This is a genomic window from Streptomyces sp. WM6386 (assembly GCF_000972385.1).
GTDB lineage: Bacteria > Actinomycetota > Actinomycetes > Streptomycetales > Streptomycetaceae > Streptomyces.
In genome coordinates this window covers 1-24,716 of the sequence record NZ_JXTE01000013.1, presented here as the reverse complement: position 1 = coordinate 24,716, position 24,716 = coordinate 1, and the positions used below count along the sequence as shown (strand labels likewise).

At 71.6% G+C, this 24,716-nt stretch carries 23 protein-coding genes, 3 pseudogenes and 1 riboswitch; of the genes and pseudogenes, 13 read left to right on the top strand and 13 right to left on the bottom strand.

The window, feature by feature from the left end:
- The first annotated feature begins 7 nt into the window (after positions 1-7).
- Positions 8-1,207, top strand: coding sequence for a Gfo/Idh/MocA family protein (locus tag TN53_RS10465; RefSeq protein WP_046258194.1), 1,200 nt, complete (start codon positions 8-10; stop codon positions 1,205-1,207).
- A gap of 29 nt (positions 1,208-1,236) precedes the next feature.
- Here the strand turns inward: TN53_RS10465 and TN53_RS10460 are convergent, their stop codons facing one another.
- The gene (locus TN53_RS10460; RefSeq protein WP_046258193.1) at positions 1,237-1,935 is read right to left on the bottom strand and encodes a L,D-transpeptidase family protein; all 699 of its coding nucleotides are present in this window, start codon (positions 1,933-1,935) and stop codon (positions 1,237-1,239) included.
- An 81-nt stretch (positions 1,936-2,016) separates the two neighbouring features.
- Positions 2,017-3,414 carry a PLP-dependent aminotransferase family protein gene (locus tag TN53_RS10455; protein ID WP_046258192.1) on the bottom strand — a complete coding sequence of 466 codons (1,398 nt, stop codon included), beginning with the start codon at positions 3,412-3,414 and terminating at the stop codon, positions 2,017-2,019.
- 62 nt (positions 3,415-3,476) lie between these two features.
- Between TN53_RS10455 and TN53_RS10450 the strand changes: the two genes are divergently transcribed.
- Positions 3,477-4,862, top strand: a complete 1,386-nt coding sequence (locus TN53_RS10450; protein WP_046258191.1) for a pyridoxal phosphate-dependent decarboxylase family protein — start codon at positions 3,477-3,479, stop codon at positions 4,860-4,862.
- On the opposite strand, the gene TN53_RS10445 is transcribed toward TN53_RS10450, so the two are convergent.
- The 6 genes from TN53_RS10445 to TN53_RS10420 form a co-directional block, all read right to left on the bottom strand.
- Entirely contained in the window at positions 4,834-6,117 is a 1,284-nt protein-coding gene (locus tag TN53_RS10445) for an MFS transporter (RefSeq protein WP_234441550.1), read from the bottom strand. The two genes, TN53_RS10450 and TN53_RS10445, sit on opposite strands and share 29 nt — an antisense overlap.
- A gap of 58 nt (positions 6,118-6,175) precedes the next feature.
- Complete coding sequence (locus TN53_RS10440; protein WP_046258190.1) at positions 6,176-6,964, bottom strand: SDR family NAD(P)-dependent oxidoreductase; 789 nt, start codon at positions 6,962-6,964, stop codon at positions 6,176-6,178.
- Between the two features lie 38 nt (positions 6,965-7,002).
- Positions 7,003-7,917, bottom strand: a complete 915-nt coding sequence (locus TN53_RS10435; RefSeq protein WP_046258189.1) for an SDR family oxidoreductase — start codon at positions 7,915-7,917, stop codon at positions 7,003-7,005.
- 148 nt (positions 7,918-8,065) lie between these two features.
- Complete coding sequence (locus TN53_RS10430) at positions 8,066-8,695, bottom strand: MBL fold metallo-hydrolase (RefSeq protein WP_046258188.1); 630 nt, start codon at positions 8,693-8,695, stop codon at positions 8,066-8,068.
- Complete coding sequence (locus tag TN53_RS10425; RefSeq protein WP_046258187.1) at positions 8,695-9,783, bottom strand: S-(hydroxymethyl)mycothiol dehydrogenase; 1,089 nt, start codon at positions 9,781-9,783, stop codon at positions 8,695-8,697. The genes TN53_RS10430 and TN53_RS10425 overlap by 1 nt, the downstream gene beginning before the upstream one ends.
- An 82-nt stretch (positions 9,784-9,865) precedes the next feature.
- A complete protein-coding gene (locus TN53_RS10420) occupies positions 9,866-10,444 on the bottom strand; it encodes a hypothetical protein (RefSeq protein WP_046258186.1) in 579 nt (192 codons plus the stop codon).
- Positions 10,445-10,703: 259 nt separating this feature from the next.
- On the opposite strand from TN53_RS10420, the gene TN53_RS10415 reads away from it, so the two are divergent.
- The 7 genes and pseudogenes from TN53_RS10415 to TN53_RS10385 all read left to right on the top strand — a co-directional run bounded on the left by TN53_RS10415 (position 10,704) and on the right by TN53_RS10385 (position 18,172).
- Positions 10,704-11,492 (top strand): isopentenyl transferase family protein, encoded by a 789-nt coding sequence (locus TN53_RS10415; protein ID WP_046258185.1) that lies wholly within the window; start codon positions 10,704-10,706, stop codon positions 11,490-11,492.
- Positions 11,489-12,823: an FAD-binding protein gene (locus TN53_RS10410; protein ID WP_234441549.1), complete on the top strand. Its 1,335-nt coding sequence runs from the start codon at positions 11,489-11,491 to the stop codon at positions 12,821-12,823. The genes TN53_RS10415 and TN53_RS10410 overlap by 4 nt, the downstream gene beginning before the upstream one ends.
- Positions 12,820-14,322 carry a TIGR00730 family Rossman fold protein gene (locus TN53_RS10405; protein ID WP_234441548.1) on the top strand — a complete coding sequence of 501 codons (1,503 nt, stop codon included), beginning with the start codon at positions 12,820-12,822 and terminating at the stop codon, positions 14,320-14,322. Before TN53_RS10410 ends, TN53_RS10405 begins: the two co-directional genes overlap by 4 nt.
- Positions 14,323-14,350: 28 nt before the next feature.
- Positions 14,351-16,105 carry an ABC transporter ATP-binding protein gene (locus TN53_RS10400; protein WP_046258183.1) on the top strand — a complete coding sequence of 585 codons (1,755 nt, stop codon included), beginning with the start codon at positions 14,351-14,353 and terminating at the stop codon, positions 16,103-16,105.
- 38 nt (positions 16,106-16,143) lie between these two features.
- Positions 16,144-16,458 (top strand): HAD family hydrolase, encoded by a 315-nt coding sequence (locus tag TN53_RS10395; protein WP_046258182.1) that lies wholly within the window; start codon positions 16,144-16,146, stop codon positions 16,456-16,458.
- A gap of 99 nt (positions 16,459-16,557) precedes the next feature.
- A pseudogene (locus tag TN53_RS10390) lies at positions 16,558-16,971 on the top strand (ferric iron reductase); the annotation flags it as partial.
- Positions 16,968-18,172, top strand: a pseudogene (locus TN53_RS10385) (type III PLP-dependent enzyme). The pseudogenes TN53_RS10390 and TN53_RS10385, both read left to right, overlap by 4 nt.
- Here the strand turns inward: TN53_RS10385 and TN53_RS10380 are convergent.
- A complete protein-coding gene (locus TN53_RS10380) occupies positions 18,169-19,629 on the bottom strand; it encodes an aldehyde dehydrogenase family protein (RefSeq protein ID WP_046258316.1) in 1,461 nt (486 codons plus the stop codon). The pseudogene TN53_RS10385 and the gene TN53_RS10380 sit on opposite strands and share 4 nt — an antisense overlap.
- A gap of 145 nt (positions 19,630-19,774) precedes the next feature.
- The gene (locus TN53_RS10375) at positions 19,775-20,068 is read right to left on the bottom strand and encodes a hypothetical protein (RefSeq protein ID WP_046258180.1); all 294 of its coding nucleotides are present in this window, start codon (positions 20,066-20,068) and stop codon (positions 19,775-19,777) included.
- Between the two features lie 172 nt (positions 20,069-20,240).
- On the opposite strand from TN53_RS10375, the gene TN53_RS10370 reads away from it, so the two are divergent.
- The gene (locus tag TN53_RS10370; protein ID WP_046258179.1) at positions 20,241-20,594 is read left to right on the top strand and encodes a nuclear transport factor 2 family protein; all 354 of its coding nucleotides are present in this window, start codon (positions 20,241-20,243) and stop codon (positions 20,592-20,594) included.
- 24 nt (positions 20,595-20,618) lie between these two features.
- Here the strand turns inward: TN53_RS10370 and TN53_RS10365 are convergent, their stop codons facing one another.
- Positions 20,619-21,155, bottom strand: a complete 537-nt coding sequence (locus TN53_RS10365) for a MarR family winged helix-turn-helix transcriptional regulator (RefSeq protein ID WP_046258178.1) — start codon at positions 21,153-21,155, stop codon at positions 20,619-20,621.
- Between the two features lie 58 nt (positions 21,156-21,213).
- Here TN53_RS10365 and TN53_RS10360 point away from each other — a divergent pair, with 58 nt between their 5' ends.
- Entirely contained in the window at positions 21,214-22,050 is an 837-nt protein-coding gene (locus TN53_RS10360; protein WP_046258177.1) for a hypothetical protein, read from the top strand.
- Between the two features lie 51 nt (positions 22,051-22,101).
- Positions 22,102-22,185, top strand: a riboswitch (ZMP/ZTP riboswitch).
- A 21-nt stretch (positions 22,186-22,206) separates the two neighbouring features.
- The gene (locus TN53_RS10355; protein WP_046258176.1) at positions 22,207-23,055 is read left to right on the top strand and encodes a bifunctional 5,10-methylenetetrahydrofolate dehydrogenase/5,10-methenyltetrahydrofolate cyclohydrolase; all 849 of its coding nucleotides are present in this window, start codon (positions 22,207-22,209) and stop codon (positions 23,053-23,055) included.
- Between the two features lies 1 nt (position 23,056).
- Here TN53_RS10355 and TN53_RS10350 read toward each other — a convergent pair whose 3' ends face one another.
- Together TN53_RS10350 and TN53_RS10345 are read right to left on the bottom strand one after the other, a co-directional pair.
- Complete coding sequence (locus TN53_RS10350) at positions 23,057-23,947, bottom strand: CU044_5270 family protein (RefSeq protein WP_046258175.1); 891 nt, start codon at positions 23,945-23,947, stop codon at positions 23,057-23,059.
- The gene (locus tag TN53_RS10345; protein WP_046258174.1) at positions 23,940-24,479 is read right to left on the bottom strand and encodes an RNA polymerase sigma factor; all 540 of its coding nucleotides are present in this window, start codon (positions 24,477-24,479) and stop codon (positions 23,940-23,942) included. Before TN53_RS10345 ends, TN53_RS10350 begins: the two co-directional genes overlap by 8 nt.
- A 63-nt stretch (positions 24,480-24,542) precedes the next feature.
- Between TN53_RS10345 and TN53_RS48205 the strand changes: the two are divergent.
- Positions 24,543-24,716: pseudogene (locus TN53_RS48205) on the top strand (cytochrome ubiquinol oxidase subunit I); the annotation flags it as partial.

Genomic DNA, 24,716 nt, shown 5'->3' with positions numbered 1-24,716 from the left:
TTACTCCATGACGTTCTCCCTCGGCATCGTCGGCGCCGGGCAGTTCTCGGGCCAGTTCGCGAAACTGTTCCTGGCCCATCCCGGCGTCAGCGACGTCTACGTCACCGATCTCCTCCCGGAAAGGGCCGAACAACTCTCCGCCGCCCAAGGCCTGTCGGGCACCTTCCCCTCCTACGAGGCGATGCTGGAGTCGACCGCGGTCGACGCGGTCGCGATCTTCACCCAGCGCTGGACGCACGGCCCGCTGGTGGTGCAGGGCCTGGGCGCCGGCAAGCACGTGTACTCCGCGGTCCCCATGGCCATCACCACCGAGGAGATCGCGGCGATCATCGACGCGGTCCGGGCGACCGGCCTGACGTACATGATGGGCGAGACCAGCCAGTACAACCCGGCGACCGTGCACGCCCGCAACCAGATCGCGGAGGGCTCCTTCGGACGCCTCTTCTACGCCGAGGGCGACTACGTCCACGACATGGATCTGGGGTTCTACGAGGCGTACCAGTACAGCGGCGGCGAGAGCTGGAAGGCGACCGCCAGCTATCCCCCGCTGCTGTACCCGACGCACTCGGTGGGCGGTGTGCTCGGCGCCTGGCAGACGCATGCGGTGAGCGTGTCGGCGATCGGGGTGGTCGACGACCGGGGCGACGGCGTCTTCGACAAGGAGGTCAGCCAGTTCGGCAACGACATCTCCAACGCCACCGCGCTGTTCGAGGTGGCGGGCGGCGGATCGTTCCGTACCAACGAGTTCCGGCGGGTGGGCTACCCCTCGCACATCCGTGAGTCCCGTTTCCGCTTCTTCGGCACGGAGGGGAGCATGGAGCAGCTCGCCACCTTCGCGCTGTGGCAGGACAAGAACGGGGTGAAGGACATCAGCGAACTGCTGGAACCCAAGCCCACCCTGTCTCCTGACGACCCGTCACTGCGGCACATCGCACCGGACCTGCGGGCCGCCTTCACCTCCGGCTCGGCCCCCGTGCACGACCGCTCCCGGCTGCCCCGGGAGTTCGACAACCTGCACAACGGGCACGAGGGCAGCCACCACTTCCTCGTGGACGACTTCGTCACCGCGGTCAACAACCGGACCCTGCCGTCGGTGAACGCGTGGGTGGCCGCCCGCTACACCCTGCCGGGCATCGTCGCGCACGACTCCGCGCGGCAGGACGGGGCGCGGCTGGAGATCCCGGACTTCGGGGACGCGCCTCAGTGACGCGTTGACCACTGGCCGGGTACCGACTGTCAGGTGCCCGGCTTGCGGCCGTACACGAAGACGTCGTCGCCCTTCTTCAGCAGCGACCAGTACTTCTTGGCGGTCGTCTTGGTCATGTTGACGCAGCCGTGGGAGCCCGGCGGGTTCCACATGCTGAGGTTGACCGAGTGGAAGGCCTGGCCGCCGTCGAAGAACTGGCTGTAGGGCATGGGCACGTCGTAGATCGACGAGACGTGGTCGATGTCGCGCCAGTAGATCTTCTTCAGACCGGTGCGGGTCTCGTAGCCGTTGCGGCCGGTGCGGACGGGCACCGGACCGTACACGAGGGTGTTCCCGTCCTGGATCCAGCTGAGCTGGAGCGTGAGGTTGACGCAGGCGATACGGCCCTTGTTCGTCGGGCACTTGCCGTCCTTGTTGGGCTTGTTGCCCACGGCCTTCTGCTTGTTCATCAGGTCCATCACGCCCCAGGTGACGGGGCCCGCGTAGCCGGCGTTCGGCGTGATGCCGTGCTTGTTCTGGAAGGCCTGGATGGCCTTGCAGTCGGCGGCGGACTGCTTGCCGTCGACGGGGCGGCCGAGAAACTTCTCGACCTGCTTCTGGTACGGCCCGGTCTGTGTGGTGCAGGCGGTGGCCGCCTGTGCGGGCGCGGTGCCCAGCGTGAGGGTGAGCGGTGCGATCAGTCCGGTGATTCCGAGGGCGATGGCCCCTCGTCTGCGTATGTCCCCCATGGCGGGCCCCTCCGTTGCATGTGTCCTGTCCTGCGATCTGCCTGCTAGACAGGTGCGCGGGGACTGCGGTTGTACGCCGGGTCAGGCTGTGACGAAACGGTGAACTTCCTGCTCGGAACAGCGGCGCAGCAGGTGGACCGCGCGGCTGAGGACGTCCGGTGTCGCCGTGAACGGCAGGCGCAGGTGGTGGGTGAGCGTGCTGCGGTCGGCGGCGAAGTGCGGGCCGGGTGTCACCGCCAGGCCCAGGCGGGCGGCCCGAGCCGCGAGGTCCGTCGCCGACGTGGCCGGGCCGAGGTGCGGCCACAGCGACAGACCGCCCTGCGGGATCGTGTACGTCCATCCCGTGCCGTCGAGGAGTCCGGCGAGGTGGTCGCGCTGGGCGCGCAGCCTGGCCCGGCGGTCGGCGAGCATCTCGTCGAGTCCGTCCCCGAGCAGTTCGACGGCGATGAGCTGTTCCAGGGGTGGTGGCGACAGCTGTGCCTGGAGGGGGCTCTGCCGCAAGTGGCGTACGAGATCGGCGGTGGCACGGATCCAGCCGACCCGCAGCCCGCTCCACACGGTCTTGCTCGCCGAGCCGATCTGGATCACCCGGGGCCCCGCCAGATGCGGTTCGGAGCCGGGCCGGGTCCTCAGGTCGAGGTCGCGCATGGTCTCGTCGGCGATGACCGTGAGCGGGAGGCGGGCGATCTCGGCGCGGGTCGCGGCGTCCATGTGGGCGCCGGTGGGGTTCTGGAAGTCGGGGATCAGATAGGCGAGTCGGGGGTTGCGGGTGCGTACGGCGGTCGCGAGGTGCGCGGTGTCCCAGCCGGCGTCCGACCTCACGGGGAGGGGGAGGAGACGGGCCTTGCGGGCGCGCAGGACCGCCAGCGCGCCCGGATAGGACGCACTCTCCACCGCGACGGGGCGTCTGCGGTCGGTGTGGAGGTGGTCGAGGAGCAGGGTGAGGGCGGCCTGGGCGCCGGAGGTGACGAGGATCTCTTCGGGGCGGGTGGCGAGGCCCTCGCGGGTGTAGCGGTCGGCCAGGAGTTCACGCAGGCGTGGCAACCCGGCGGTGGCGATGCCGGAGTCGACGAGGAGGGCCGCGCTGCGTTCGGCGGCCCGGGCGATGGCGCCGAGATAGGCCTCGTGAGGTGCGGCGGTGAGGGCGAGGGTGAGATCGAGGTCCGCGTCGTCCGCCCCGCCGCGGTCCAGGGACCAGGGCGTGGTGCGTTCGGTGAGGCCGGCGGGGAGGCGGACGAGGCTGCCGCTGCCGTGCCGGGTGTGCAGCCAGCCGTCGTCCCGCAGCAGGGCGAGGGCGGCGACGACCGTGCCGCGGCTGATGTCGAGGACGCGGGCGAGTTCCCGCTCGGACGGCAGTCTGGTCCCGGCGGGCAGCCGGCCGTCGACGACCGCCTCGCGTACGGCCGCCGCCAGCGTCTGGGCCAGTGGGCCGCGCCGGTCGCGCCAGGCGCCGAGTGCGGTGGCGAATCCCGTGGTCATCGGTCCAGTTTGCCCCAAGTGGACCAGGCCGTGGACGGGGACTCCCTCCTACGCTGCCCTTCATGCACCGTTCTCTCGCCGACGACCTCTCCCGGCTCCCCGAGCTCCTCCAGTCCGCCCGCGACCTCGCCGCCCGTGAGCTGGCCGGGCTGTCCGAGCGGCCGGTCGTCCACCTCGACAAGGCGCCCGACCGCGAGGCCCTGCCGACCGGGGGTGCCGGGGCGCAGGGCGCTCTCGCGCGGTTCACCGAGCGGTGGGCGCCCGGCTTCTCGGGCTCGGCGGGACCCCGCTACCTCGGCTTCGTCACGGGCGGCGCGACGCCCGCCTCCGTCGCCGGGGACTGGCTGACCAGCGCGTACGACCAGAACGGTTCGGGGGAGGTGGGGTCCTGGGCGACCGCCCTGGAACGGGAGACGGTGAGCTGGCTGCGCGAGCTGTTCGGGCTGGGCGAGGCACACAGCGGGGCGTTCGTCACCGGGGCCACCGCGTCCAACACCGTCGGGCTCGCCATCGCCCGCGAGTGGCTGGGCGAGCGGCTCGGCGTGTCCGTGTCGCGCGACGGGGCGGCCGCCCTCGGCCCGGTGGATGTGCTGTCCGGCAGCCCGCACTCCAGCATCGGCAAGGCGCTGTCCGTGCTCGGCATCGGCCGCGACCGGCTGCGGTCCGTGCCGGTGCTGTCCGGCAACCGGGAGGCCGTCGACGTCGCCGCGCTGGACTCCGCACTGTCCGCGCTGGACGGCCGCCCGGCGATCGTGGTGGCCAACGCCGGCACCGTGAACACCGTCGACTTCGACGATCTGAGGGCCATCGCCGCGCTCCGGGAACGGCACGACTTCTGGCTGCACGTGGACGCCGCGTTCGGCGGCTTCGCCGCGCTCTCCCCGTCGTACGCCGATCTCGTCGACGGTCTCGACGCCGCCGACTCGGTCTGCGTCGACCTGCACAAGTGGCTCAACGTGCCCTATGACGCGGCCGTCCAGTTCACCCGCCGCCGGGACCTTCAGGTGGCGGTCTTCCACAACGCGTCGCCCTACCTCGGACTCCCGGCCGGCGAGCCCGACTTCGTGCATCTCACGCCCGAGAACTCGCGGCGGCTGCGGGCCCTTCCGGCATGGTTCTCTCTCATGGCGTACGGCCGTGACGGGCATCGCGAGATCGTCGAGCGGAACGTGGCACTGGCCCAGGAACTCGGTGAGCGCGTCGTCGCGACGGACGGGCTGCGGCTGCTCGCCCCGGTCCGGCTGAACGTCGTCTGCTTCACCCTGGCCGACGATCCGACGCAGGAGCGGGTCGACGCGCTCGCGCGGGCCGTGGCGGCCACCGGCGAGGCGTTCGTGACACCGACCGTGTACGACGGGACTCCGGGGCTGCGGGCGGCGTTCAGCAACTGGCGTACGTCCGCGGCCGACGTGGACCGGATCAGCGGGGCTGTGGCGCGGGCGCTGTGACCGGGGCGTACCGCGGGAGTTCGCGTCGGGTGCGGACCGGGGAGAGGAAGACCGGCAGGAAGGCCGCCGTCATCAGCGCCCCGCCCACCCACAACGTGGCGCGTACGCCGACGAGTTCACCGAGGACGCCCGACACGGCGGCGCCGATCGCGAGCGCTCCGGTCAGGACGAAGCGGTAGGTGGCGTTCATACGGCCGAGGAGCTCGTCCGACGTCATCCGCTGGCGCAGGCTGACACCGAGGACGTTGTCCGTGCCGGTCTTGAACAGGACCAGGGTCCATCCCAGGCCGGCGATCCACAGCCACGGTCCGCGGTCGATGAGCGGCACGAGCAGGGCCGCGGGCGCCAGGATGGCGCCGACCACTCCGAGGGTACGGCCGTGGCCCAGGCGGGCGGCGAGCGGGCGGGCGCAGCGGGCGCCGAGCAACAGGCCCAGTCCGCCCGCGGCCCAGAACAGGCCCAACGCGCTTGCGGGGAGGTCGAGTTCGCGGACGAACAGGATGGGGAGCATGGTGTTCACGGCCTGCATGCCCAGGTTGATGAGGGCGGCGGTGAGGGCGAGGGCGCGCAACTCCGGGTTACCGAACACGTGCCGGAGGCCTTCGGCGATCTCCGCCTTCAGCGTGGTCTTCCGGTTCCGGCCTCGGGGACCCTCCTCCCCTCGGATCATGGTGAGTTGGAGGGCGGAGGCCAGATAGGTCACCGCGGCGCACACGACGGCCACCGGAGCGGTCAGGTACTGGACGAGGGCGCCGCCCGCGCCGCGGCCCGCGACATTGCCCACCGCCTGCAGGCCGACCAGGGCGGCGTTCGCGGGTACGAGGGCGTCGCGGCCGACCAGGCGGGGCAGGGTGCTCTGGGAGGCGACGTCGAAGAAGACGGTCGCGGCGCCGTTCAGCAGGACGACGGCGTACAGCTGGCCGAGGGTGAGGGTGTCCGTCCACCAGGCGAGCGGCACGGAGGCGTACAGCACCGCGCGGGCCAGGTCCGCCACGATCAGTACCCGGCGGTGCCGCATCCGGTCCACCCACGCGCCGGCGGGCAGCCCGAGGAGCAGGAACGCCAGCGTGCTGAGGGTGGCCAGCGCACCGACCTGTCCGGGTCCGGCGTCCAGTGCGGTGACGGCGAGCAGGGGGACGGCGACGTAGCTGACGTTCGTTCCGAGCTGGCTGAGGGTGCTCGCGGCGAAGAGGACGCGGAAGTCGGCGGTACGCCAAGGGGAGCGCGGCAGGGTGTCGGGCGGGGTGTCGGGCACACGAGAACGCTGCCCGACACTGTCGTCGAAGGACAAGTGAAAAGATCTACAGCCTGTGTTAAGCATTCCTGCGCAGTTGACGGAAACCGGAGTCGACCGCGGTGATCCCGCCGTCGACGGGCAGGGCGACTCCGGTGATCCAGGACGCGTCGCGGGAGGCGAGGAAGAGGATGGCGGCGGCGATGTCCTCGGGTTCGCCGACGCGGCCCAGGGGATAGAGATCGCGCGCTTTGGCCAGGTCGCCCTCGCGGCCCTCCCAGGCGGTGGTGCGGACGGTGCCGGGGGCGACGAGGTTGACGCGGACGCCACGGGAGGCGGCATGTCCGGCGAGGGTGCGGGTCAGGGAGCCGAGGCCGGCCTTGGCGGCGCTGTAGGCGTGGTTGCCGAAGTCGGTCAGGCCGTTGACGGAGCCGACGTTGACGATCGCGCCGTGGCCGGAGGCGGCCAGGTGCGGGAGGGCGGCACGGCAGCAGCGGTAGGCGCCGGTGAGGGTGATGTCGAGATCGCGTGCCCACTCGTCGTCCGGTTCGTCCTCGAAGAGGGGGGCGTCCACCGTGCAGTGACAGGCGTTGTTGACCAGGACGTCCAGCGAGCCGAAGGTGTCGACGGCATGCCCGACAGCCGCCTCGACCTCGGCCCGGTCTCCCACGTCGCACCCGAACGCCTGGGCCACCAGGCCCTGTTCACGCAAGCGCTCCGCGGACTCCGCCGCCGCCGGCACGTCGATGTCGGTCACCAGTACCCGCGCCCCCTCCTCCGCGAACCGCCGCGCGGTCGCGGCGCCGATGCCGCGCGCCGCGCCGGTGATGAGAACCCCGTACCCCTCGAAGCGTGTTGTGTCCGTCATGGGATCGCACCGTAGTGCCCTGCCGATCAACTGGGCAGTCAGCGGTAGCCGGTGGTGTCCGCCGGCTTGCCCGCGTCCTGGACCTCGACGAGATAGCGCCAGGCGTCCGGGCGGCTGCCGTCGAGGTCGGTGAAGCCGTAGGTCCGGGCCAGGCCGCCGCTGGAGAGGGACTCGCCGTTGAAGCGGGCCACGTCGGGGTCGGCGGCGAGGGCGGCGACGGCGCGGCCCACATAGCGCGGGGTCTCCGAGATGGCGAAGTGGGGGACGCGGTCGAGGGCGTCGCGCCAGTTGTCCTCGCCCACCCCGAAGTGCTCCAGCATCATCTCCGACCGGAGCCAGCCCGGGGTCAGCGCGACGGCGGTGGCTCCGCGCGGACCGAGTTCGTGGCTGAGGGAGAAGCCCATCCGCAGGACGGACGTCTTGGCGAGGTCGTAGAAGAAGGAGTTGCGGTAGGTCGCGCCGTTGTACTCGGCGGTGCCGTCCGTCATCTCGACGACCAGTCCCCCGGGGTGGCGCAGCAGCAGGGGCAGGGCGTGGTGGCTGGTGATCGCGTGGGTCTCGACCGCGAGCCGCAGCAGCCTGAGCCCGTTGTCGAGGTCGTGCTCCCAGACGGGGCTCTCCCACTCGAAGAGGTTCTCGCCGCCCCAGATGTTGTTGACGAGGACGTCGAGACGGCCCTCGGCGTCCGCGATCCGGTCGACTAGCGTGCGGACCTGCGCCGAATCGAGGTGGTCGGTGGGTACGGCGATGCCGGCACCGCCGGCCTCGCTGACCAGGTCGGCGGTGTCCTCGATGGTCTCGGGGCGGTCGTACTCCGAGCGCCGGCCCCGCGTGCTGCGCCCCGTCGCATAGACGGTGGCACCGGCCGCCCCGAGCTCCACGGCGATCCCTCGCCCGGCTCCTCGGGTCGCTCCGGCGACCAGTGCGACCTTGCCCTTCAGCGGCTGTGACATGTCCGGCCTCCCGTGTTGTCGTCGTCGATTCCACGGTGCCGGGTAAGCCGGGCATCTTCTGTCACCTTTTTCGCCGGGTCACCCGGAACTTCTCCGGCGTCACCCGGCCGCGCGCAGGTTCACGGCGACGTGCGGCGCCACGGCCCCGTCAGTGACCGCGCGCGATCCACTCCTGAAGGTGTGGGGCCTCCGAGCCGATGGTCGTGGCGTCGCCGTGGCCGGTGAGGACCTTCGTCTCCGGCGGCAGGCTGAGCAGCCGGTCGCGGATCGAGTCGACGATCGTGGGGAAGTGCGAGAAGGAGCGGCCGGTGGCGCCGGGGCCGCCCTGGAAGAGGGTGTCGCCGGTGAAGACCGTCGCCAGGCCGGGGTCGTAGAGGCAGACCGCGCCGGGGGCGTGGCCCGGGGTGTGCAGCACCCGCAGGTCGGCGCCGGCCGCCTCGATCACCTGGCCGTCCTGGAGGTGGGCGTCGGGCTCGCGGTCGGGGTGGGTCTGCTTCCACAGCGGCAGATCGTCGGGGTGCAGCCAGATGGTGGCACCGGTGAGGTCGGCCAGGGCGGGCGCGGCGTCGATGTGGTCGTTGTGCGCGTGTGTGCACACGATGGCGGCCACCCGGCGCTCCCCGACGGCGGCGGCGATCGCCTCGGCGTCGTGCGCGGCGTCGATGACGATCACCTCGTGGTCGTCGCCGACGATCCACACGTTGTTGTCGACGTCCCAGGTACCGCCGTCGAGGCTGAACTGTCCGGACGTCACGAGGCGTTCGATGCGAGCGGTCATCAGAACATCACCACCGAACGCAGGACGTCGCCGCCGTGCATGCGCTCGAAGGCCTTCTCGACCTCGTCGAGCTGGATCGTCTCGGTCACGAACGCACCGAGATCCAGGCGGCCTTGGAGATGGAGGTCGATCAGCATCGGGAAGTCGCGGGAGGGCAGGCAGTCGCCGTACCAGGAGGACTTCAGCGAACCACCACGGCCGAAGACGTCCAGCAGCGGCAGCTCCAGCTTCATCTCCGGGGTCGGCACACCCACCAGGACGACGGTGCCGGCGAGGTCGCGGGCGTAGAAGGCCTGCTTGTACGTCTCGGGGCGGCCGACCGCCTCGATGACGACGTCGGCACCGAAACCGCCGGTCAGCTCGCGGATCGCCTCGACCGGGTCGGAGTCCTTCGAGTTCACGGTGTGGGTGGCGCCCATCGAGCGCGCCTTGTCCAGCTTGCGGTCGTCGATGTCGACGGCGATGATCCGCGCCGCACCCGCCAGCCGGGAACCGGCGATCGCCGCGTCTCCCACGCCACCGCAGCCGATCACCGCGACGGTGTCCCCCCGGCCCACATTGCCGGTGTTGATGGCGGCGCCGATCCCGGCCATCACCCCGCACCCCAGCAACCCGGCCACCTGCGGCGCCACGCTCGGGTCCACCTTGGTGCACTGCCCGGCCGCGACCAGTGTCTTCTCCGCGAACGACCCGATTCCCAGCGCGGGCGAGAGCTCCTGTCCGGTGGCGGCGAGCGTCATCTTCTGCGAGGCGTTGTGGGTGTTGAAGCAGTACCACGGGCGCCCCCGCAGACAGGCCCGGCAATTCCCGCACACAGCCCGCCAGTTGAGGATCACGAAGTCACCGGGGGCGACATCGGTGACGCCCTCGCCGACCGCCTCCACGACACCCGCCGCCTCATGACCGAGCAGGAACGGGAAGTCGTCCGAGATGCCGCCCTGCTTGTAGTGCAGGTCGGTATGACACACCCCGCAGGCCTGCACCTGTACGACCGCTTCCCCGGGGCCGGGGTCGGGCACCAGGATCGTCTCCACCCGGACCGGCTCGTCCTTGCCCGGTGCGATCACGCCGCGAACTTCCTGCGCCATGGTGGTGAACCTTTCCTTCCGCCGGTGTCCGTCCCCTCGACCCTATGTCCAACTGATCAGTAACGGCACGGGAGCGGATCCGTCACCGCAGGAAGCCCCGGACGGCCCGGCCCAGCGCCTCCTCGTCCCGGGCGTCCGCGCCGCCCAGGGCCAGCAGCCGGTGCGGCACATGGACCAGTGTCTCGGCGACCTGCCGGGCGGAGGTCCCCGCAAGCCCCGGTTCGACCAGCACCAGGTCCGCCCGGTCGGCGGCGAGGGCGGCCGTGCGCAGGCCGATCTCGTCGAAGGGCCGGACGGTGGTCGCGTAGAGGACGGTCAGGTCGAGGCCCGTGGTGGCGCGCAGCACCGGATCGAGGGTGGAGCCGACCGCGAGGACCACACCGTCGAGGCCTTCCCGGACGATTTCGACCCCTTCCGTGGCTCCGCGCGCCTCGGTGTTGGAGTCGGCACAGACATGGATGTACGCCCGTTCGCCGCCCGCCGCCGCGGCCAGCACGGCTCGGCGCACTTCGGCGGGGTGGCCGGGGACATGCACGGTCCAGCCCGGGGTGGCGGCGAACCTGGTCAGTTCCTCCACCGCTCCGTAGCCGACGAGGACGGTGCCGCTCGTCGCGGCCCCCGGAAGGGACTCGGCGGCGGCGATCAGCATGTCGGAGTGCACGGGACGACCTCCTGGTGAGGATATTCTTTCGACACGTCAAGAATTCGTTAGGAAACGGGCTCGACGCTCAGTCATATCGTTCTGGATTCCCCGGACTTGGGCCGCCCACTCCGAGTAATTCAACCTTTAACAGGCTCATAGAAATGTGGACGTCTTTTTGCCCGGTCCAGATCTCCGCCTGGTTCTTGACGATGGACCGCCGCGTTTACCTTTGACACTCATCTCTCCCTGTAGATGAAGCGGAAGGGGACATCCCGCCATGGCCCAGAGCGACACGCCTCCGGCGACAGGCCCATCGGTCCATCTCATCGCCGGGCCGACCGGTGTCGGCAAGAGCGCGGCGGCCACCCGACTGGCCCGGGCGACCGGTGTCCCGATCGTGGTCGCCGATCGCCTCCAGTGCTTCACCGACCTCGCCACCACAAGCGCCCGCGCGGGTGCCGACGTGCCGGGTGTGCGCCGGTACTGGCTCGGGGACCGCACCTTCGCCGACGGTGACCTGTGCGCGGCGGAGGCGGCGGACACCCTGGTCGCGCTGGTGGAGCGGCTCGGCGCCCGGCACCGGTCGGTGATCGTCGAGGGTGGCTCGATCTCTCTGCTGCGGGAGCTGGCCGCCCGGCGGGCCGAACTGTCCTGGCGGCTGTCGGTCCGCCTTCTGTCCCCGCCCGGCCGGGACGAGTACGTCGCCGCGCTCGCCCGCCGGGCACGCGAGATGCTCGCCCCGCAGGCTCCGGGGCACAGCCTCCTCGAAGAACTGGCCGCGCTGTGGCGCGATCCGCGGCAGCGGCTGTTCGCGGCCTCCGTCAACGGCTTCGAGGCCGTCCTCGAATGCTGCGCCAAGTACGCGCTGGATGTGGAGTCCGTCGACCGGCAACCCCTTTCGGAACACCTACGGGATCGGATGGCCGCACTGATCGCCGAACGGCACGCCGAACACGGTTTTCTCCAGCACCGCGTGTTCTCCGAAATTTTCGAAAGTCGAATAGCGGGCTCCGGATTCGATGGATTCGATGGATTCGACGGCGACCTTCTGGAGGGTGCCGCGTGAATGCGATCCGGGAGGACATGGCACTCGCCTCGCACGATTTCGGCCACATCGTCGAATCCCGCCCGCTCGGAGTCGTGACGCCGCGTTCGGGTGGCGCGGTCCGGGAAATCGTCTCCCTCGCCGGTGCGCAGGGGTTGCCCGTCGCCGCCCGCGGCTGCGGACACGCCCCGTACGGGCAGGGCCAGGCGCACGGCGGATACGTCGTCGACATGGGCGCACTCGACGAGGTGCGCTGCGTGCCGGGCGACCGGACGCTGGTCGCGGGGGCGGGCGCGACCTGGGGCGAGGTCGTGCGGGTCGCGCTCGCCGAGGGGCTGGTGCCGCCGGTGCTCCCCGACCATCTGGGCGCCAGCGTGGGCGGGGTGCTGAGCACCGGCGGGTTCGGCGCGTCGAGCCACCGCCGCGGACTGGTCGCCGACTGGGTGCGGGAACTGGAGGTGGTCACCGGCGCCGGCGAGCGGCTGGTCTGCTCGCCGGAGCCGCATCCGGACCTGTTCGGCGCGGTCCTGGCGGGACTCGGCCAGTGTGCCCTCATCGTGCGGGCCACCCTGCGGCTGGTGCCCGCCCCGGTACGCGTGCGCCGCTACCGCCTCTATCACGAGGATCCCGCCGGCTTCTTCACGGACCAGCGCAGGCTGGCCCGCGACGGCCGGTTCAGCCATGTCGCGGGCCAGGCCCGCCCGGCCCTCGGCGGCACCTGGCGGTACATGATCGAGGCGGTGGCTCCGTACGACGGTGGACTCCCCCGCGTCGACGACTGGTTGACCGGTGACGACCTGTTGATCGGTGACCTGGACCACGACCGGGACACCGAGGAGATCGAGGATCTGTCGTACGCCGAGTATCTGCACCGCCTGGACCGCGACGAGCGTCTGCTGCGTGCCACGGGCGAGTGGGACCGCCCGCATCCATGGCTCACGCTGCTGATCCCGGAGGCGGCGGCCGCGGCCTTCGTCCCGGCGGCGCTGGCCGAGGCCGACCAACAGGACCTCAGGTTCTGCGGCGTGGTGCAGTTGCGTCCGCTCTGCGGGCGCCTGCTCCGCGCGCCGCTGCTGCGCAGGCCGCCCGGCGAACTCCTGTGCCTGCTCTCCCTGATGCGCACCGCACCGCCCACCGATCCGGGCACCGTACAGCGCATGGTCGCCGCCAATCGCGGCCTGTACGAGCGGGCCAGGGCCGTGGGCGGGGTCCTCCATCCCGTCAGCGCGCTGCCGATGACGCCCGAGGACTGGCGGGCCCATTTCGGTCCCGACTGGGCGGGCTTCGCCCGTGTCAAGGAGCAGTACGACCCGCTGCACATCCTGACCAGGGGGTACGGGCTGTGGGCGTGAGCACCGTGACCGTCTTCTGCGGTGCGTCCACCGGGCACCGCCCCGCCCCTCTGCACGCCGCCGCCGACCTGGGCCGTGCCCTGGGGAAGGCCGGGATACGGCTGGTCTACGGCGGCGCCCGCACCGGTCTGATGGGCGCCGTCGCGGACGGGGCGCTGGCCGCGGGAGGCTCGGTGACCGGGGTCGTGCCGCGCGCGATGCTGCCGTACGAGATCACCCACACAGGGCTCACCGAGCTCGAAGTGGTCGCCGACCTCCACGAACGCAAGGCGCGGATGGCCGAGTCGGGCGACGCGTTCGTGGCGCTGCCGGGCGGTCTGGGCACGGCGGAGGAACTCCTGGAGGCTTTGACCTGGGCCCAGCTGGGCCTGCACCGCAAACCGTGCCTCCTGCTCGATCCGTCCGGCTTCTACCGTCCGCTGCTGTCCTTCCTTGAGCACGCCAGGGACGAGGGCTTCCTGCATCCCGGGGATCTGGAACGGATCGTGGTGTGCCGGTCGGCCGAGGAGGTGCTCGCGCGGCTGGCGAGCCCGCCGGTGGCCGACGCTCCGGTGCGGGTGCCGCGGGGCCGGACCGCGTTCCTGTTCTCGGCGGCCGGCTCGCAGCAGCCGCAGATGGGGCGCGAACTCCATGCCACGTCACCGGTGTTCGCCGAGACCCTCGACGAGGTGTGCGGTCTGCTCGGCCCCTACCTGGACCTGCCGCTGCGGGACGTGATGTTCGCCCGGCCCGGGACGCGCACCGCGGCGCTGCTCGACCGGGTGGCGTACGGCTTTCCGGCGATCTTCGCGCTCCAGGTCGCCCAGTACCGGCTGCTGGAGAGCCAGGGCCTGCGCCCCGACGTGCTGTTCGGGTACTCGGCCGGGCACATGGCGGCGGCCCACGCGGCAGGGGTGTTCTCGCTGGCGGACGCCTGTCGTGCGGTCGGCACGCTGTCGCGGCTGATGCGGACCCTGCCCGAGGGCGGATGCATGGCCGCGGTGGAGGCGGGGCCGCAGGAGCTGCGCCTGGCGCCGGGTGCGGTGGTCGCGGCGGTCAACGGGCCCCGGTCCGTCGTCGTGGCCGGGGACCGCGAGGCGGTGACGGCGGTGTGCGCGCAGTGGTCGGCCCGCGGCCGCCGCACCCATGTGCTGCGGGTGGACGCGGCTCCCCACTCCCCGCTCTTCGAGCCCCTCCTCGCCGACTACCACCGCACCCTGCTCACCATGGAACTCCACGTCCCCCGTCTCCCACTCCTGTCCGACACCACGGCCGCACCGGTCACCAGGGCGGCCACCGAACCCGGCTACTGGGTACGCGCCCTGCGTCGGCCCGTCCGCTTCGCGGACGCGGTCGACCGGCTGCACGCCGAGGGCACGACCACCTACATCGAGCTGGGACCGGGCGAGGTCCTGACCGGCATGCTCGACGCCTGTCTGCCCCGCGGGGCCGACCGTCCCCTGCTCCTGTCCGTGACACGGAACTGGCGAGCCCTGCGCAAGGAGGCGGACGTAGCCTGAAGGCTCCGCCCGACCCGCAAGGAGCGCCGTGAGCATCGCCGCGACCGAGCAGGCCCCGCCCACCTGGCGGCTGCTCCTCGGATATGTCCGACCCCACCGCTGGGCCCTGCTGACGGGCGCCCTGCTCTCGCTGGTCACGGGCGCCACCGGGCTGCTGCTGCCGCTCGTGGCTCGGGAGTTGATCGACGACCTCTCCCACGACCGCACCATCACGGGCGCGTTGCTCATCATGTCCGGCCTGGTGGTGACCAACGCGGCGGTGGGCGCGCTGGGTTCGTACGTGCTGCGGCGCACCGCCGAGTCGGTCGTACTCGGCGCACGGCGCTCGCTGTCGTCGTACCTGCTGCGGCTGCGCATCACGGCTGTGGACCGCAGCGAACCGGGCGACCTGATGGCCCGCATCACCTCGGACACCACGCTGCTGCGCGAGGTCACCACCGACTCCCTCGTCGGCCTCGGCACCGGCGGGCTCACGCTGGTGGCGACGGTGGTCATGATGGGGCTGGTCGATCCGGTGCTGCTGGCCGTCACCCTGGCCGTCATCGCGGGCGCGGGCACGATCCTCGGTGTGATCGTCCCGCGCATCAACAAGGCCAGCAGGCAGGCTCAGGACGCGGTCGGCGTGATGGGGGCCTCGCTGGAGCGGATCCTCGGCGCGCTGCGCACGGTGAAGGCGTCCGGCGCCGAGCACCGGGAGGAACGTACGCTGCACGCGGCCGCGGAGGAGTCGTGGCGGCAGAGCGTGCGGGCCGCCAAGTGGTCGGCGGCCGCGGGCAACACGGCGGGCCTTGCGATGCAGATCGCCTTCATCACGGTGCTCGCGGTGGGCGGGGCGCGGGTGGCGACCGGGTCGATCGACGTCGGCACGCTGGTCGCGTTCCTGCTGTACGTCTTCTACCTGATGTCGCCGATCCAGCAGGTCGTCGGCGCGATCACCCAGTACCAGACGGGCGCCGCGGCCCTCGCCCGTATCCAGGAAGCCCTGCGGCTGCCCGCCGAACCCGCCGGTGAGCCCGCCCCGTTGCCCGCCGCCGGCGCGGAGCCCGCCGCCCTCGGCTTCACCGATGTACGGTTCCGCTACGCCGACGACCTCCCCTACGTCCACCACGGTGTGACCTTCTCGGTGCCCGCCCAGGGCATGACGGCGTTCGTCGGCCCCTCCGGTGCCGGGAAGACGACGGTCTTCTCCCTCATCGAGCGCTTCTACGACCCGGAGTCCGGGACGATCACGCTGGACGGCCGCGACCTCGCCGACTGGGAGTTGCCGCAGCTGCGTTCGGCGATCGGCTATGTCGAGCAGGACGCCCCGGTGCTGTCGGGCTCGCTGCGGGACAACCTGCTGCTGGGCAACCCGGACGCGGACGACGCGGCCTTGGCCCGGGTCCTGAAGACAACCCGTCTGGACGGCCTGGTGGCCCGTCTGCCCGGCGGAGTCGACACCCTCGTCGGTCACCGCGGCACCCGGCTTTCGGGCGGCGAACGCCAACGCGTCGCCATCGCCCGCGCCCTGCTGCGCCGCCCCCGCCTGCTCCTCCTCGACGAGGCCACCTCGCAGCTCGACGCGGTGAACGAGGCCGCGCTGCGCGACACGGTCGCCGATGTCGCCCGTACGACGACCGTGCTGGTCGTCGCCCACCGTTTGTCCACGGTGACGATGGCCGACCGGATCGTGGTCATGGACGCGGGCCGGGTGCGGGCGGTGGGGACACATCGGGAACTGGTGGCCGCGGACCCGCTGTACGCGGAGCTGGCGGCCACGCAGTTCCTGGCGACGGCGCAGTGAGCGCGTAGCGCCGGCGCGCGGTCCGGCAGGATCCCCGCATGATCAGGCTCCGTCCCACCCATCTCTCCGCGATGGGGGTGCTCGACGCCATGGACGCCGTCGTGCTCTCCGTGGACGTGGGCAGGCGCAAACCCCACGCGGACATCTGTCAGGCGGCGATGCGTCAACTGGGGGTCCCCGCCCACGACGTGTGGTTCATCGGTGACTCCTACGAGGCCGACTACGTCGGTCCGCGCCGCATGGGCATGGAGGCGCTCCTGATCGATCCGCAGGACACGGCGTCCGTCCCGCCGCATCATCGGCTGGACACGGTCTTCGACCTGCCGGACCGCCTCGACCGCGTGACCGGTTGATCATTCACCGGGTGGCTCCGGCCGGCGCCGGCACGACTCCTGCCCGTCCCGGGCAGGCTGTCTGCGGCACGCCATCGGGAAGAGGCCTCACTCTGCGGCCGGCTCTTGACTCTCCTGACGATCAGCCGGTTTCTCGACACTCCCGCCGCGAGCGCGGGACATCATCCTGTCCGGCCTCTCCGACGAGGAGCCGACTGGACGAACACGCAACGCGGCTGGGACCGGGTCGTCTACTGCCTTCTGGTCAACCACATCGCGGAGCTGCTCGCCGCCCTGGCCGATCTGCACCCGGAGGCGGAGGCCGAGCTGTGGGGCCGCGTCCGCTCGACGCTCCGCTCGTACGCCGACCGGCTCGGCTGCCCGCCCCGCCTCTCCGCCCTGCTCGCCGGCGTACCGCTGCCCGCGAAGGCGAACCTGCTGACCCGCTGGGAGCGCAAGGCCGACCGCGAGGCCGGTTACGTCCGTCTGCCGTCCCCGCTCGCCGAGGACATCCTGACCGGGAGCACCCGATGACCCCTGCCGTCCACGACCGCGCCCTCGCCCTCACGTCGGCCGGACTGCCCGCATACCTCTACGACTTGGCGGCGCTGCGGACACACGCCGCCGCCGTACGGTCCGCTCTTCCCGAGCGGGTCGAGCTGTACTACGCCGCCAAGGCCAACCCCGAGCCGGAGATCCTCGCCTCGCTCGGTCCGTACGTGGACGGCTACGAGGTCTCCTCGGGCGGTGAACTCGCCCATGTGGCCAAGGCGGTGCCGGGGCGTCCGCTGGCCTTCGGCGGCCCCGGCAAGACGCCGGCCGAGGTGACGGCCGCTCTGGAGCAGAGGGTCGAGCGCTTCCACGTCGAGAGCGTGCACGAGCTGCGGATGCTGGGCGAGCTGGCGCGGCGGGCGGGGCGGCGTGTCGCGGTGCTGGCGCGGGTCAACCTCGCCCCGTCCGACGGTTCGCTGGCGGGCAGTTCGCTGGCGATGGGCGGGCGTCCGACACCGTTCGGCATGGACCCGTCCCAGGCTCTGGAGGTGGTCCGCGCGCTCACGGACGGTACCTGCCCGCACCTCGAACTGCGGGGCGTACACGCCCACTTGGCCAGCGGTCTCGAAACGCCGGAACAGCTCGCGGTGGCCGAGGCGATCGTGGCCTGGGCCACCGGACTCGGGGTCCCGGTCGCGGAGGTCAATGTCGGCGGCGGTATATGGACGTCGACTACGCGGACCCGGACCGGCGCTTCGACTGGGCGGCGTACGGCGAGGGGCTCGCCCGACTCACCGCGGAGCACCCGGAGTTGACGCTGCGCATCGAGCCGGGGCGGGCGATGACGGCGTACTGCGGCTGGTACGCCACGGAGGTGCTGGACGTGAAGCGCAGCCACGGCGAGGAGTTCGGTGTGGTCCGGGGTGCCACCCACCATCTGCGGACCCCGGCGACGAAGGGCCACGACCAGCCCTGCTCGGTCCTGAAGGTGGACGGCTGGCCGCACCCGTGGCCGCGACCGGCGGCCGAGGGCGAACACGTCACGCCGGCCGGGCAGTTGTGCACACCGAAGGACGTCCTCGCCCGCCGGGTCCCCGCATCGGGGCTGCGGGCCGCTGACCGGGTGGTGTTCGCGCTGGCGGGTGCCTACGCGTGGAACATCTCCCACCACGACTTCCTGATGCACCCCCGGCCCGGCTTCCACTTCCTGGACGCCGGGCCGGAGGTCACCACGCGGCCCTAGAACGGGAAGTGCGCCTGCTGGGTGGCGATGGTCACCCAGCGGGTGTTGGAGAAGGCCTCGAGGCCCCAGCGCCCGCCGAAGCGGCCGTATCCGGAGGCCTTGAAGCCACCGAAGGGCGCCTGCGGCTCGTCGGCCACCGACTGGTCGTTGATGTGCACGATGCCGGTACGGACACCGCGGGCGACGGCCAGTCCGTGGGTGGCGTTCTCGGTGATGATGCCGCAGGTCAGACCGTTCTCCGTGTCGTTGGCGACGGCCACGGCGGCGTCGTCGTCGGAGAACGTCTCGACCACGCAGACCGGCCCGAACGCCTCGGCGTGGTAGATCTCGGCGTCCTTCGGCACATCGGTGAGCACGGTCGCCGGGTGCACCGCTCCGTCGGGCTTCCCACCGCCGGTGAGGACCTTCGCGCCCTTGGCGACGGCGTCCTCGACCAGAGCGGCCACGCGCTGCGCGGCGGAGGCGGCGACGAGCGGCCCGACCACGGTGTGCGGGTGGTTCGGGTCACCGGCCTGCAGCGAGGCCGTCTTGGCGGTGAACTTCCGGGTGAACTCCTCGGCCAGCGACTCGTGGACGAGGATCCGGTCGCCGGACATGCAGATCTGTCCGGCGTTCATGAACACGCTGAAGGTGACGGCGTCCACGGCGTAGTCCACGTCCGCGTCGTCGAGCACGATGACGGAGTTCTTGCCGCCCAACTCCAGTACGGCGGGCTTGAGATGACGGGCCGCGTGCTCGCCGATGATCCGGCCCACATTGGTGGAGCCGGTGAAGTTCACCGCGCGGACGCGCGGGTCGGCGATCAGCGCCTCGGCGATCTCGGCCGCGTCCTCACGGGCGTTGGTGACGACGTTGAGCACCCCGTCCGGCAGCCCGGCCTCGCGCAGCACGTCGGCCACGAACAGGCCGCACGCGATCGGCGCGTCCTCGCTCGCCTTGACGACGACGGTGTTGCCGGCGGCCAGCGGCGCCGCGACCGCCCGTACTCCGAGGATGACGGGCGCGTTCCACGGCGCGAACGCCGCGACGACACCCACGGGTTCACGGACCGCGAGGCCCAGCGCGCCCTGCTCCTGGGCGGTGAGGACCTCGCCGCGCGGGGCCGTCACGGCGGCGGCGGCCTCGCGCAGCATGTTCGCGGCGAGGTAGACGTTGAAGTGCGCCCACGGCCTGGTTCCGCCTGCCTCGTGGGCCATCAGTTCGGCGACCTGGTCGCCCTTGCCGTCGAGGAGGTCGGCGGCCTTCAGCAGAATCGCGCGCCGGGCGAACGGGGCCAGCTCGGCCCACTCGGGGAACGCCGCGTCGGCCGCGTCCACGGCCCGCCGTACGTCCTCGGTGCCCGCGGCCGCGACGGTCGCATACACCTCGCCCGTGTAGGGGTTGACGTCCTGCGCCCTACGGCCGGAGGCGGCGGGCTCGTCCTTACCGCCGATGAACAGTTCGCGCGTGATGGGCATGATGCGGACCTCTTTGTTCGCCACGTGAACCAAGATTCATTTCTAAGCGCATGCTCTGTTCAACCGGCAACAATGTCAAGGGCCGCCCGGCCGTGCTTGATTTCTGGTGGCCGGGCGGCCCTCGGTGTGGACGTACGCGTGTCGATCAGTACTGGATACCTGGCAGCAGCTGGGTGACGGGGGCGGCCAGGTCGGTCACCTGGGTCAGCTGCTGGAGGTCGTTCAGCTTGTTCAGCTGCGCCAGCTGCGCGGTGGGCCGCGGAAGCGCGTCCTTGTACTCCGCGGGCAGGTCGCTCACGGTGAGCGAGTCCAGCATGGCCATCGGGCTCAGGGGGGCGGCGCCCTTGTCCTCGGGAGCCGCGCTCGCCAGCGGGGCGGCGAGACCGGTGACGCCGACGGCGAGACCGACGACGGCGGCGATACGTCGAGTGGAGATCATGTTTTCAGCAACGCCGACGGGCCCGCGCCGGACACGGGCACCGGGCGTCGCTCACCCGTCAGGCGGAGTGTCGCCGTTGCGCTTGCCGAGCCCGGCGGGGCGGAGGAGTCTCGAAGAAGAGGCCCTCGCGGCCCCCTCCCCTTCGACCGCGGGCCTTCACCGGAGGTCAACCATGGGCACCGCGTTCAACACCGAGACACTGCGCCAGAGCATCGAGGGAAACACGGCGACGAATCTGCTGTCGCTCTACGCGGACGACGCGGAACTGCGCGTCGTGGACCGCAACACCCAGCCCAGCAGTCCACGGGTCCTGCACGGTCGCGAGGAGATCGGCGAACTCCTCGAGGACGTCTACAGCCGCGAGATGACGCACAAGCTGGAGCGCTGCGTCGTGGACGGCGACACCGTCGCGTTCAGCGAGAGCTGCCGGTACGCGGACGGGGTGCGCGTCCTCGCCGAGTCGATGATCACGCTGCGCGACGGCAAGATCGCCGAACAGATCATGATCCAGGCATGGGACGAGTAGGGAGGCGACTGCCGAAGGTCCAGATCACGACTCGGCTGAGCTGGACCTTCGCGGTGCGGGCCCGTCCGGTCCGCTCTCCGCGGCCACGACCAGCTTCCGCAACAGGTCTGCCAGTGTCCGTTGCTCTTCTGCGGTCAGTACTGCGAGCAGCGCGACCTCGTCCGCTTCCTCCGCCGCCGCATGCTGTTCGAAGGCGGCGTATCCGGCGTCGGTGAGCCGGACCAGCACCCTTCGCCGGTCGGCGCTCTCGTGCGTGCGGCCGATCCACCCGGCCTCCTCCAGCGGCGCCAGCCGTGCCGACAGGGCACCCCGCGTCAGCCCCAGCCGGTCGGCGAGCTCCGAGGGGCTCGCGGTGTAGGGCGGACCATGCCGGCGCAGCGTCAGCAGCACCTTGTACTGCCAGTGCCGCAGCCCGTCGGAGTCGAGGACGTCGCGACGCGCCTGGGACATGTGCCGGGCGAGTTTCGCCAGTCGCACGTAGATCGCCTCCTTGACCGGGTCCATCCAGGCGAGTTCCTTCGACCACTGCGCGACGTGCCGGTCGACCGAGTCCTGCGTCATCCGCTCCGCGCAGTGATTTTCTTGTGGATGGTTTTCCATCTCACTACCTTCCCCTGTCATGACGAACACCACGAGCACCTTCGTCGAACTCGACGAACTCCTCGCCTCCGCAAGGGACTTGTCGCTGGCGGGACGGTGGGACCGGGCGCTGCGCCTGCTGGACGCGACGACGTGCGACACTCCCGAGGACCGCGCGCGCCTCGCCCTGGCGGCGGCCGAAGTCGCCCTGGAGAGCGACTGGTTCGGCGGTACGCGGCTCACCGCCGCCCGCGTCGAGCAGGCGGAGAAGGAATCACCGGGCGACGACTGGGACCTGGACTTCGTACGGCTGCGCCACGACTACCTGCGGCTGTTCCGCCCCGACGGCGCGTCCCGGCACGGCGCCGAGGGCAAGGACCCGGAGGCACTCGTGGCGATCCGGCGCCGCGGACACGACCTGCGCGAGGCCGCCCCCGACGAGGTGCGGCGGGGCTGGGCCTCGATGTACCTGGGGCTGATCGCCGACAACCTCTTCGGCGAGCGCACCGCGGCGCCCGCCCACTACGAGGCAGCCCTGCGTGCCGGCGGATCGGGCGACGACCTGCTGGTCCGCGAGGCGCTGCGGCACCTCGGTGACCACGACCACGACGCCGGCGAACACGAGCGGGCCCTGGAGCGCTGGGAGCGGGCCACCGCGCTGGGCGCACGCGCGGGCATGGTCCCCGGTGTGCTCACCCAGCAGATGCTGCTGGCGGTGCTGGCCCGGGACACGGGTGACGAGGGTGGCGCGACCGCGCTGGCGACGGAGATCGCCCGCTGGGCCGAGGCGATCGGCGCCGGCCACCTCCACGCCCAGGCGACCGGGTTCCTGGCCGGAGTCGATCCGACGGCGCCGCCGCAGGAGAGCGGGTCCTGAGCGTCGTAGGGCGTAGGGGGTCCCGGCCGAGGGGCGGGCTCGGTTAGGGTGATGGCGGGCCGTGACTGGCGCTGAGGTGGAGCACCACCGGGGAGCGGTCCGCAGAACCTGCTGCCGTGCGCCTGGGCGAACCGACTACCAGCCCAGGAGTGGATCATGTCTCAGGCCCGGCTCATGGACGGCACGGCGCTCGCCCGGCGGATCGTGGAGGAGACCGGCAAGCGCGCCGCCGCCCTCACCGAACGCACCGGCAGCACACCGTGTCTCGCGACCGTACTGGTCGGCGAGGACCCCGCCTCCGTGACGTACGTCCGGATGAAGCAGAACCGCTGCCGCAAGGCCGGTATCGCCTCCCGGCACGTGGAGCTGCCCGCGGCGACCACGACCGAGGAACTGGTGGGCACGCTCAAGGCGCTCTCCGCGGATCCCGCCGTGCACGGCATCCTGCTCCAGCATCCGATGGGCGACCACATCGACGAGCGGGCCGCGTTCGAGGCGATCGCGCCCGAGAAGGACGTCGACGGCGTCACCTTCGCCTCGTTCGCGACGATGAGCTTCGGTCTGCCGGGCTTCGTGTCGTGCACGCCCGGCGGGATCATGCGGCTGCTCGACGAGTACGGCGTCGACCCGTCCGGCAAGCGGGCCGTGGTCGTCGGCCGCAGCGCGATCCTCGGCAAGCCGGCCGGGATGCTGCTGCTCGCGCGCGACGCGACGGTCACGTACTGCCACTCGCGCACGGCGGACCTGTCCGCGGCCGTCCGCGAGGCGGACATCGTCGTCGCCGCCGTGGGCCGGGCGCGGCTCATCAAGGGCCAGGACATCAAACCCGGCGCCGTCGTGCTCGACGCCGGCTACAACGAGGGCAACGTCGGTGACGTCGACTTCGACTCCGCCGCGGAGCGGGCCTCGCTGATCACCCCGGTGCCGGGCGGCGTCGGTCCGATGACGATCGCCACGCTGCTGGAGCAGACGGTCGACGCGGCCGCCCGGCAGCTCGGGGTCTGACTCAGCGCATCCAGGCGCTGTAGTCCATGACGTCACCGGCTTTGACGCCGTACTCGGGATCCGCCTCGGTGAAGGTGGTCTCCAGGCCGAGTACGGCGCCGGTGGCCGGGTCCATGATCAACATCCGGCGGGTGGCCGACTGCTGGTACACGTACGCCTGTCCGCGCCGCCCGAGCCGGTCGGTGACCTGTCCGACGGGCTTGAGCCCCTCGGCGTCCGCCAGCATCTCGGCCACCGTCGCGGACTCACGGGCACCGAGGTGCCAGGTGTCGAGGAGCACCCGGACGCCGTCGAGGAGCTGCCCGGTGTCCAGTGCGGTGTCGGTGTACGTGGCTTCCTGGAGGTAGGCGCGCAGACGGGTGACGTCGTGCGGGGGCTTCGACTGCGGCGGGGCGTCGCTCCAACTGGGCGGATAGGTCTGCGTGGTGCGGTCGTGGCCGTCGTCGATGATCACCGTGTGGCTGTCGTCGGCGTTCCACCGCACGATGCGCTCCTCCGGGTAGGTGATCGGAGGCTTGTCCTCACTCATCCCCAGGCTCCAGGACTTCACATGGGTGCCCTTGCGGAGCTCGGCCGAGCCGTCGGCCGCCCGTGCCCGCGCTGCCAGGGTTTCCAGGGATACGGGGGTGGAGTCGGCCCGCACGACGAGCGGGCGGGGCGCGGCGACCGCCGGCGCGGTGGTCTGGTCGGTGAACAGCAGGGCCGCGACCAGCGCGCCGACGACGGCCGTGGCCGCCAGACCCCACAGCAGCCGGGGGCGGCGGGAGGTCCGTTGCTGCATGAGCCGGTTCAGCCGCCGCTCGGCGTGGTGGTCGAGAGGGCCCTCGCCGAAGTGGGGGCCGTCGGTCGGCACCGGGTTGGCGCGGCGCAGGAGTTCGAGTTCGTCAGCCATGGCCGTTCTCCTTCAGGGCGGCGGCGGTCGTGGGGCCCATGCGGTCGATCTCGGCTCTCAGCCGGCGCCGGGCGCGGTGCAGCCGCATCGACGCGGCCCGCCGGCCCCAGCCGAGGGCGACCGCCACCTCATCGGTGTCCAGTTCCTCCCAGGCCGTGAGCCGCAGCACCTCCTGGTCGGCCGGGGAGAGCCGGGCCAGCGCGTCGTGCACCCAGGCGCCGGGGCTCTCCACGTCGGGGCCGGCCTCGATGTGCCGCCCGTGTGCCGTGTCGTCGTTGCCCAGCCGGTCCACCAGTCGCCGCCGGCGCCCCTGTCCGCGCACCGCGTTGGCCAGGCAGTTCCGTGCCACCCCGTACAGCCAGGGCAGGGGGGCGTCCGGGAGGTCGGTCCGGCGGCGCCAGGCGACGGTGAAGACCTCCGCCACCACTTCCTCCACGTCGCTCGTACGCCCGTCCAGTCGCCGCGCGACATAGCGGCTGACCGCCCAGTAGTGCTCGCGATAGGCAGCGGCGAAGTCGTCGTCGTCGCTCATGTTCCGTTCGTGTCCGGCACCCTCGGGATCGTCACAGCCTTTTCCGTGATTCTCGTCGCGTCCCTGAAGTGTGACGTCCGGGCCGGGCGCGGACACAGGCGGGGCATGAGGCACCTGAAGTGGCTGACGACCACGGATCACAAGACGATCGGAACGCTGTATCTGGTCACGTCGTTCGCGTTCTTCTGCATCGGTGGTCTGCTGGCGCTGTTCATGCGCGCCGAGCTGGCCCGCCCC

Excerpts from the sequence above, each read along its gene's own strand:
- TN53_RS10440 (WP_046258190.1), bottom strand. The coding sequence starts at position 6,964 with ATGACGGACACAACACGCTTCGAGGGGTACGGGGTTCTCATCACCGGC.
- TN53_RS10370 (WP_046258179.1), top strand. The coding sequence starts at position 20,241 with ATGGGCACCGCGTTCAACACCGAGACACTGCGCCAGAGCATCGAGGGA.
- TN53_RS10360 (WP_046258177.1), top strand. The coding sequence starts at position 21,214 with ATGACGAACACCACGAGCACCTTCGTCGAACTCGACGAACTCCTCGCC.
- TN53_RS10425 (WP_046258187.1), bottom strand. The coding sequence starts at position 9,783 with ATGGCGCAGGAAGTTCGCGGCGTGATCGCACCGGGCAAGGACGAGCCG.
- TN53_RS10365 (WP_046258178.1), bottom strand. The coding sequence starts at position 21,155 with ATGACGCAGGACTCGGTCGACCGGCACGTCGCGCAGTGGTCGAAGGAA.
- TN53_RS10350 (WP_046258175.1), bottom strand. The coding sequence starts at position 23,947 with ATGGCTGACGAACTCGAACTCCTGCGCCGCGCCAACCCGGTGCCGACC.
- TN53_RS10395 (WP_046258182.1), top strand. The coding sequence starts at position 16,144 with ATGATCAGGCTCCGTCCCACCCATCTCTCCGCGATGGGGGTGCTCGAC.
- TN53_RS10450 (WP_046258191.1), top strand. The coding sequence starts at position 3,477 with ATGCACCGTTCTCTCGCCGACGACCTCTCCCGGCTCCCCGAGCTCCTC.
- TN53_RS10465 (WP_046258194.1), top strand. The coding sequence starts at position 8 with ATGACGTTCTCCCTCGGCATCGTCGGCGCCGGGCAGTTCTCGGGCCAG.
- TN53_RS10455 (WP_046258192.1), bottom strand. The coding sequence starts at position 3,414 with ATGACCACGGGATTCGCCACCGCACTCGGCGCCTGGCGCGACCGGCGC.
- TN53_RS10460 (WP_046258193.1), bottom strand. The coding sequence starts at position 1,935 with ATGGGGGACATACGCAGACGAGGGGCCATCGCCCTCGGAATCACCGGA.
- TN53_RS10430 (WP_046258188.1), bottom strand. The coding sequence starts at position 8,695 with ATGACCGCTCGCATCGAACGCCTCGTGACGTCCGGACAGTTCAGCCTC.
- TN53_RS10355 (WP_046258176.1), top strand. The coding sequence starts at position 22,207 with ATGTCTCAGGCCCGGCTCATGGACGGCACGGCGCTCGCCCGGCGGATC.
- TN53_RS10415 (WP_046258185.1), top strand. The coding sequence starts at position 10,704 with ATGGCCCAGAGCGACACGCCTCCGGCGACAGGCCCATCGGTCCATCTC.
- TN53_RS10435 (WP_046258189.1), bottom strand. The coding sequence starts at position 7,917 with ATGTCACAGCCGCTGAAGGGCAAGGTCGCACTGGTCGCCGGAGCGACC.
- TN53_RS10380 (WP_046258316.1), bottom strand. The coding sequence starts at position 19,629 with ATGCCCATCACGCGCGAACTGTTCATCGGCGGTAAGGACGAGCCCGCC.
- TN53_RS10375 (WP_046258180.1), bottom strand. The coding sequence starts at position 20,068 with ATGATCTCCACTCGACGTATCGCCGCCGTCGTCGGTCTCGCCGTCGGC.
- TN53_RS10345 (WP_046258174.1), bottom strand. The coding sequence starts at position 24,479 with ATGAGCGACGACGACGACTTCGCCGCTGCCTATCGCGAGCACTACTGG.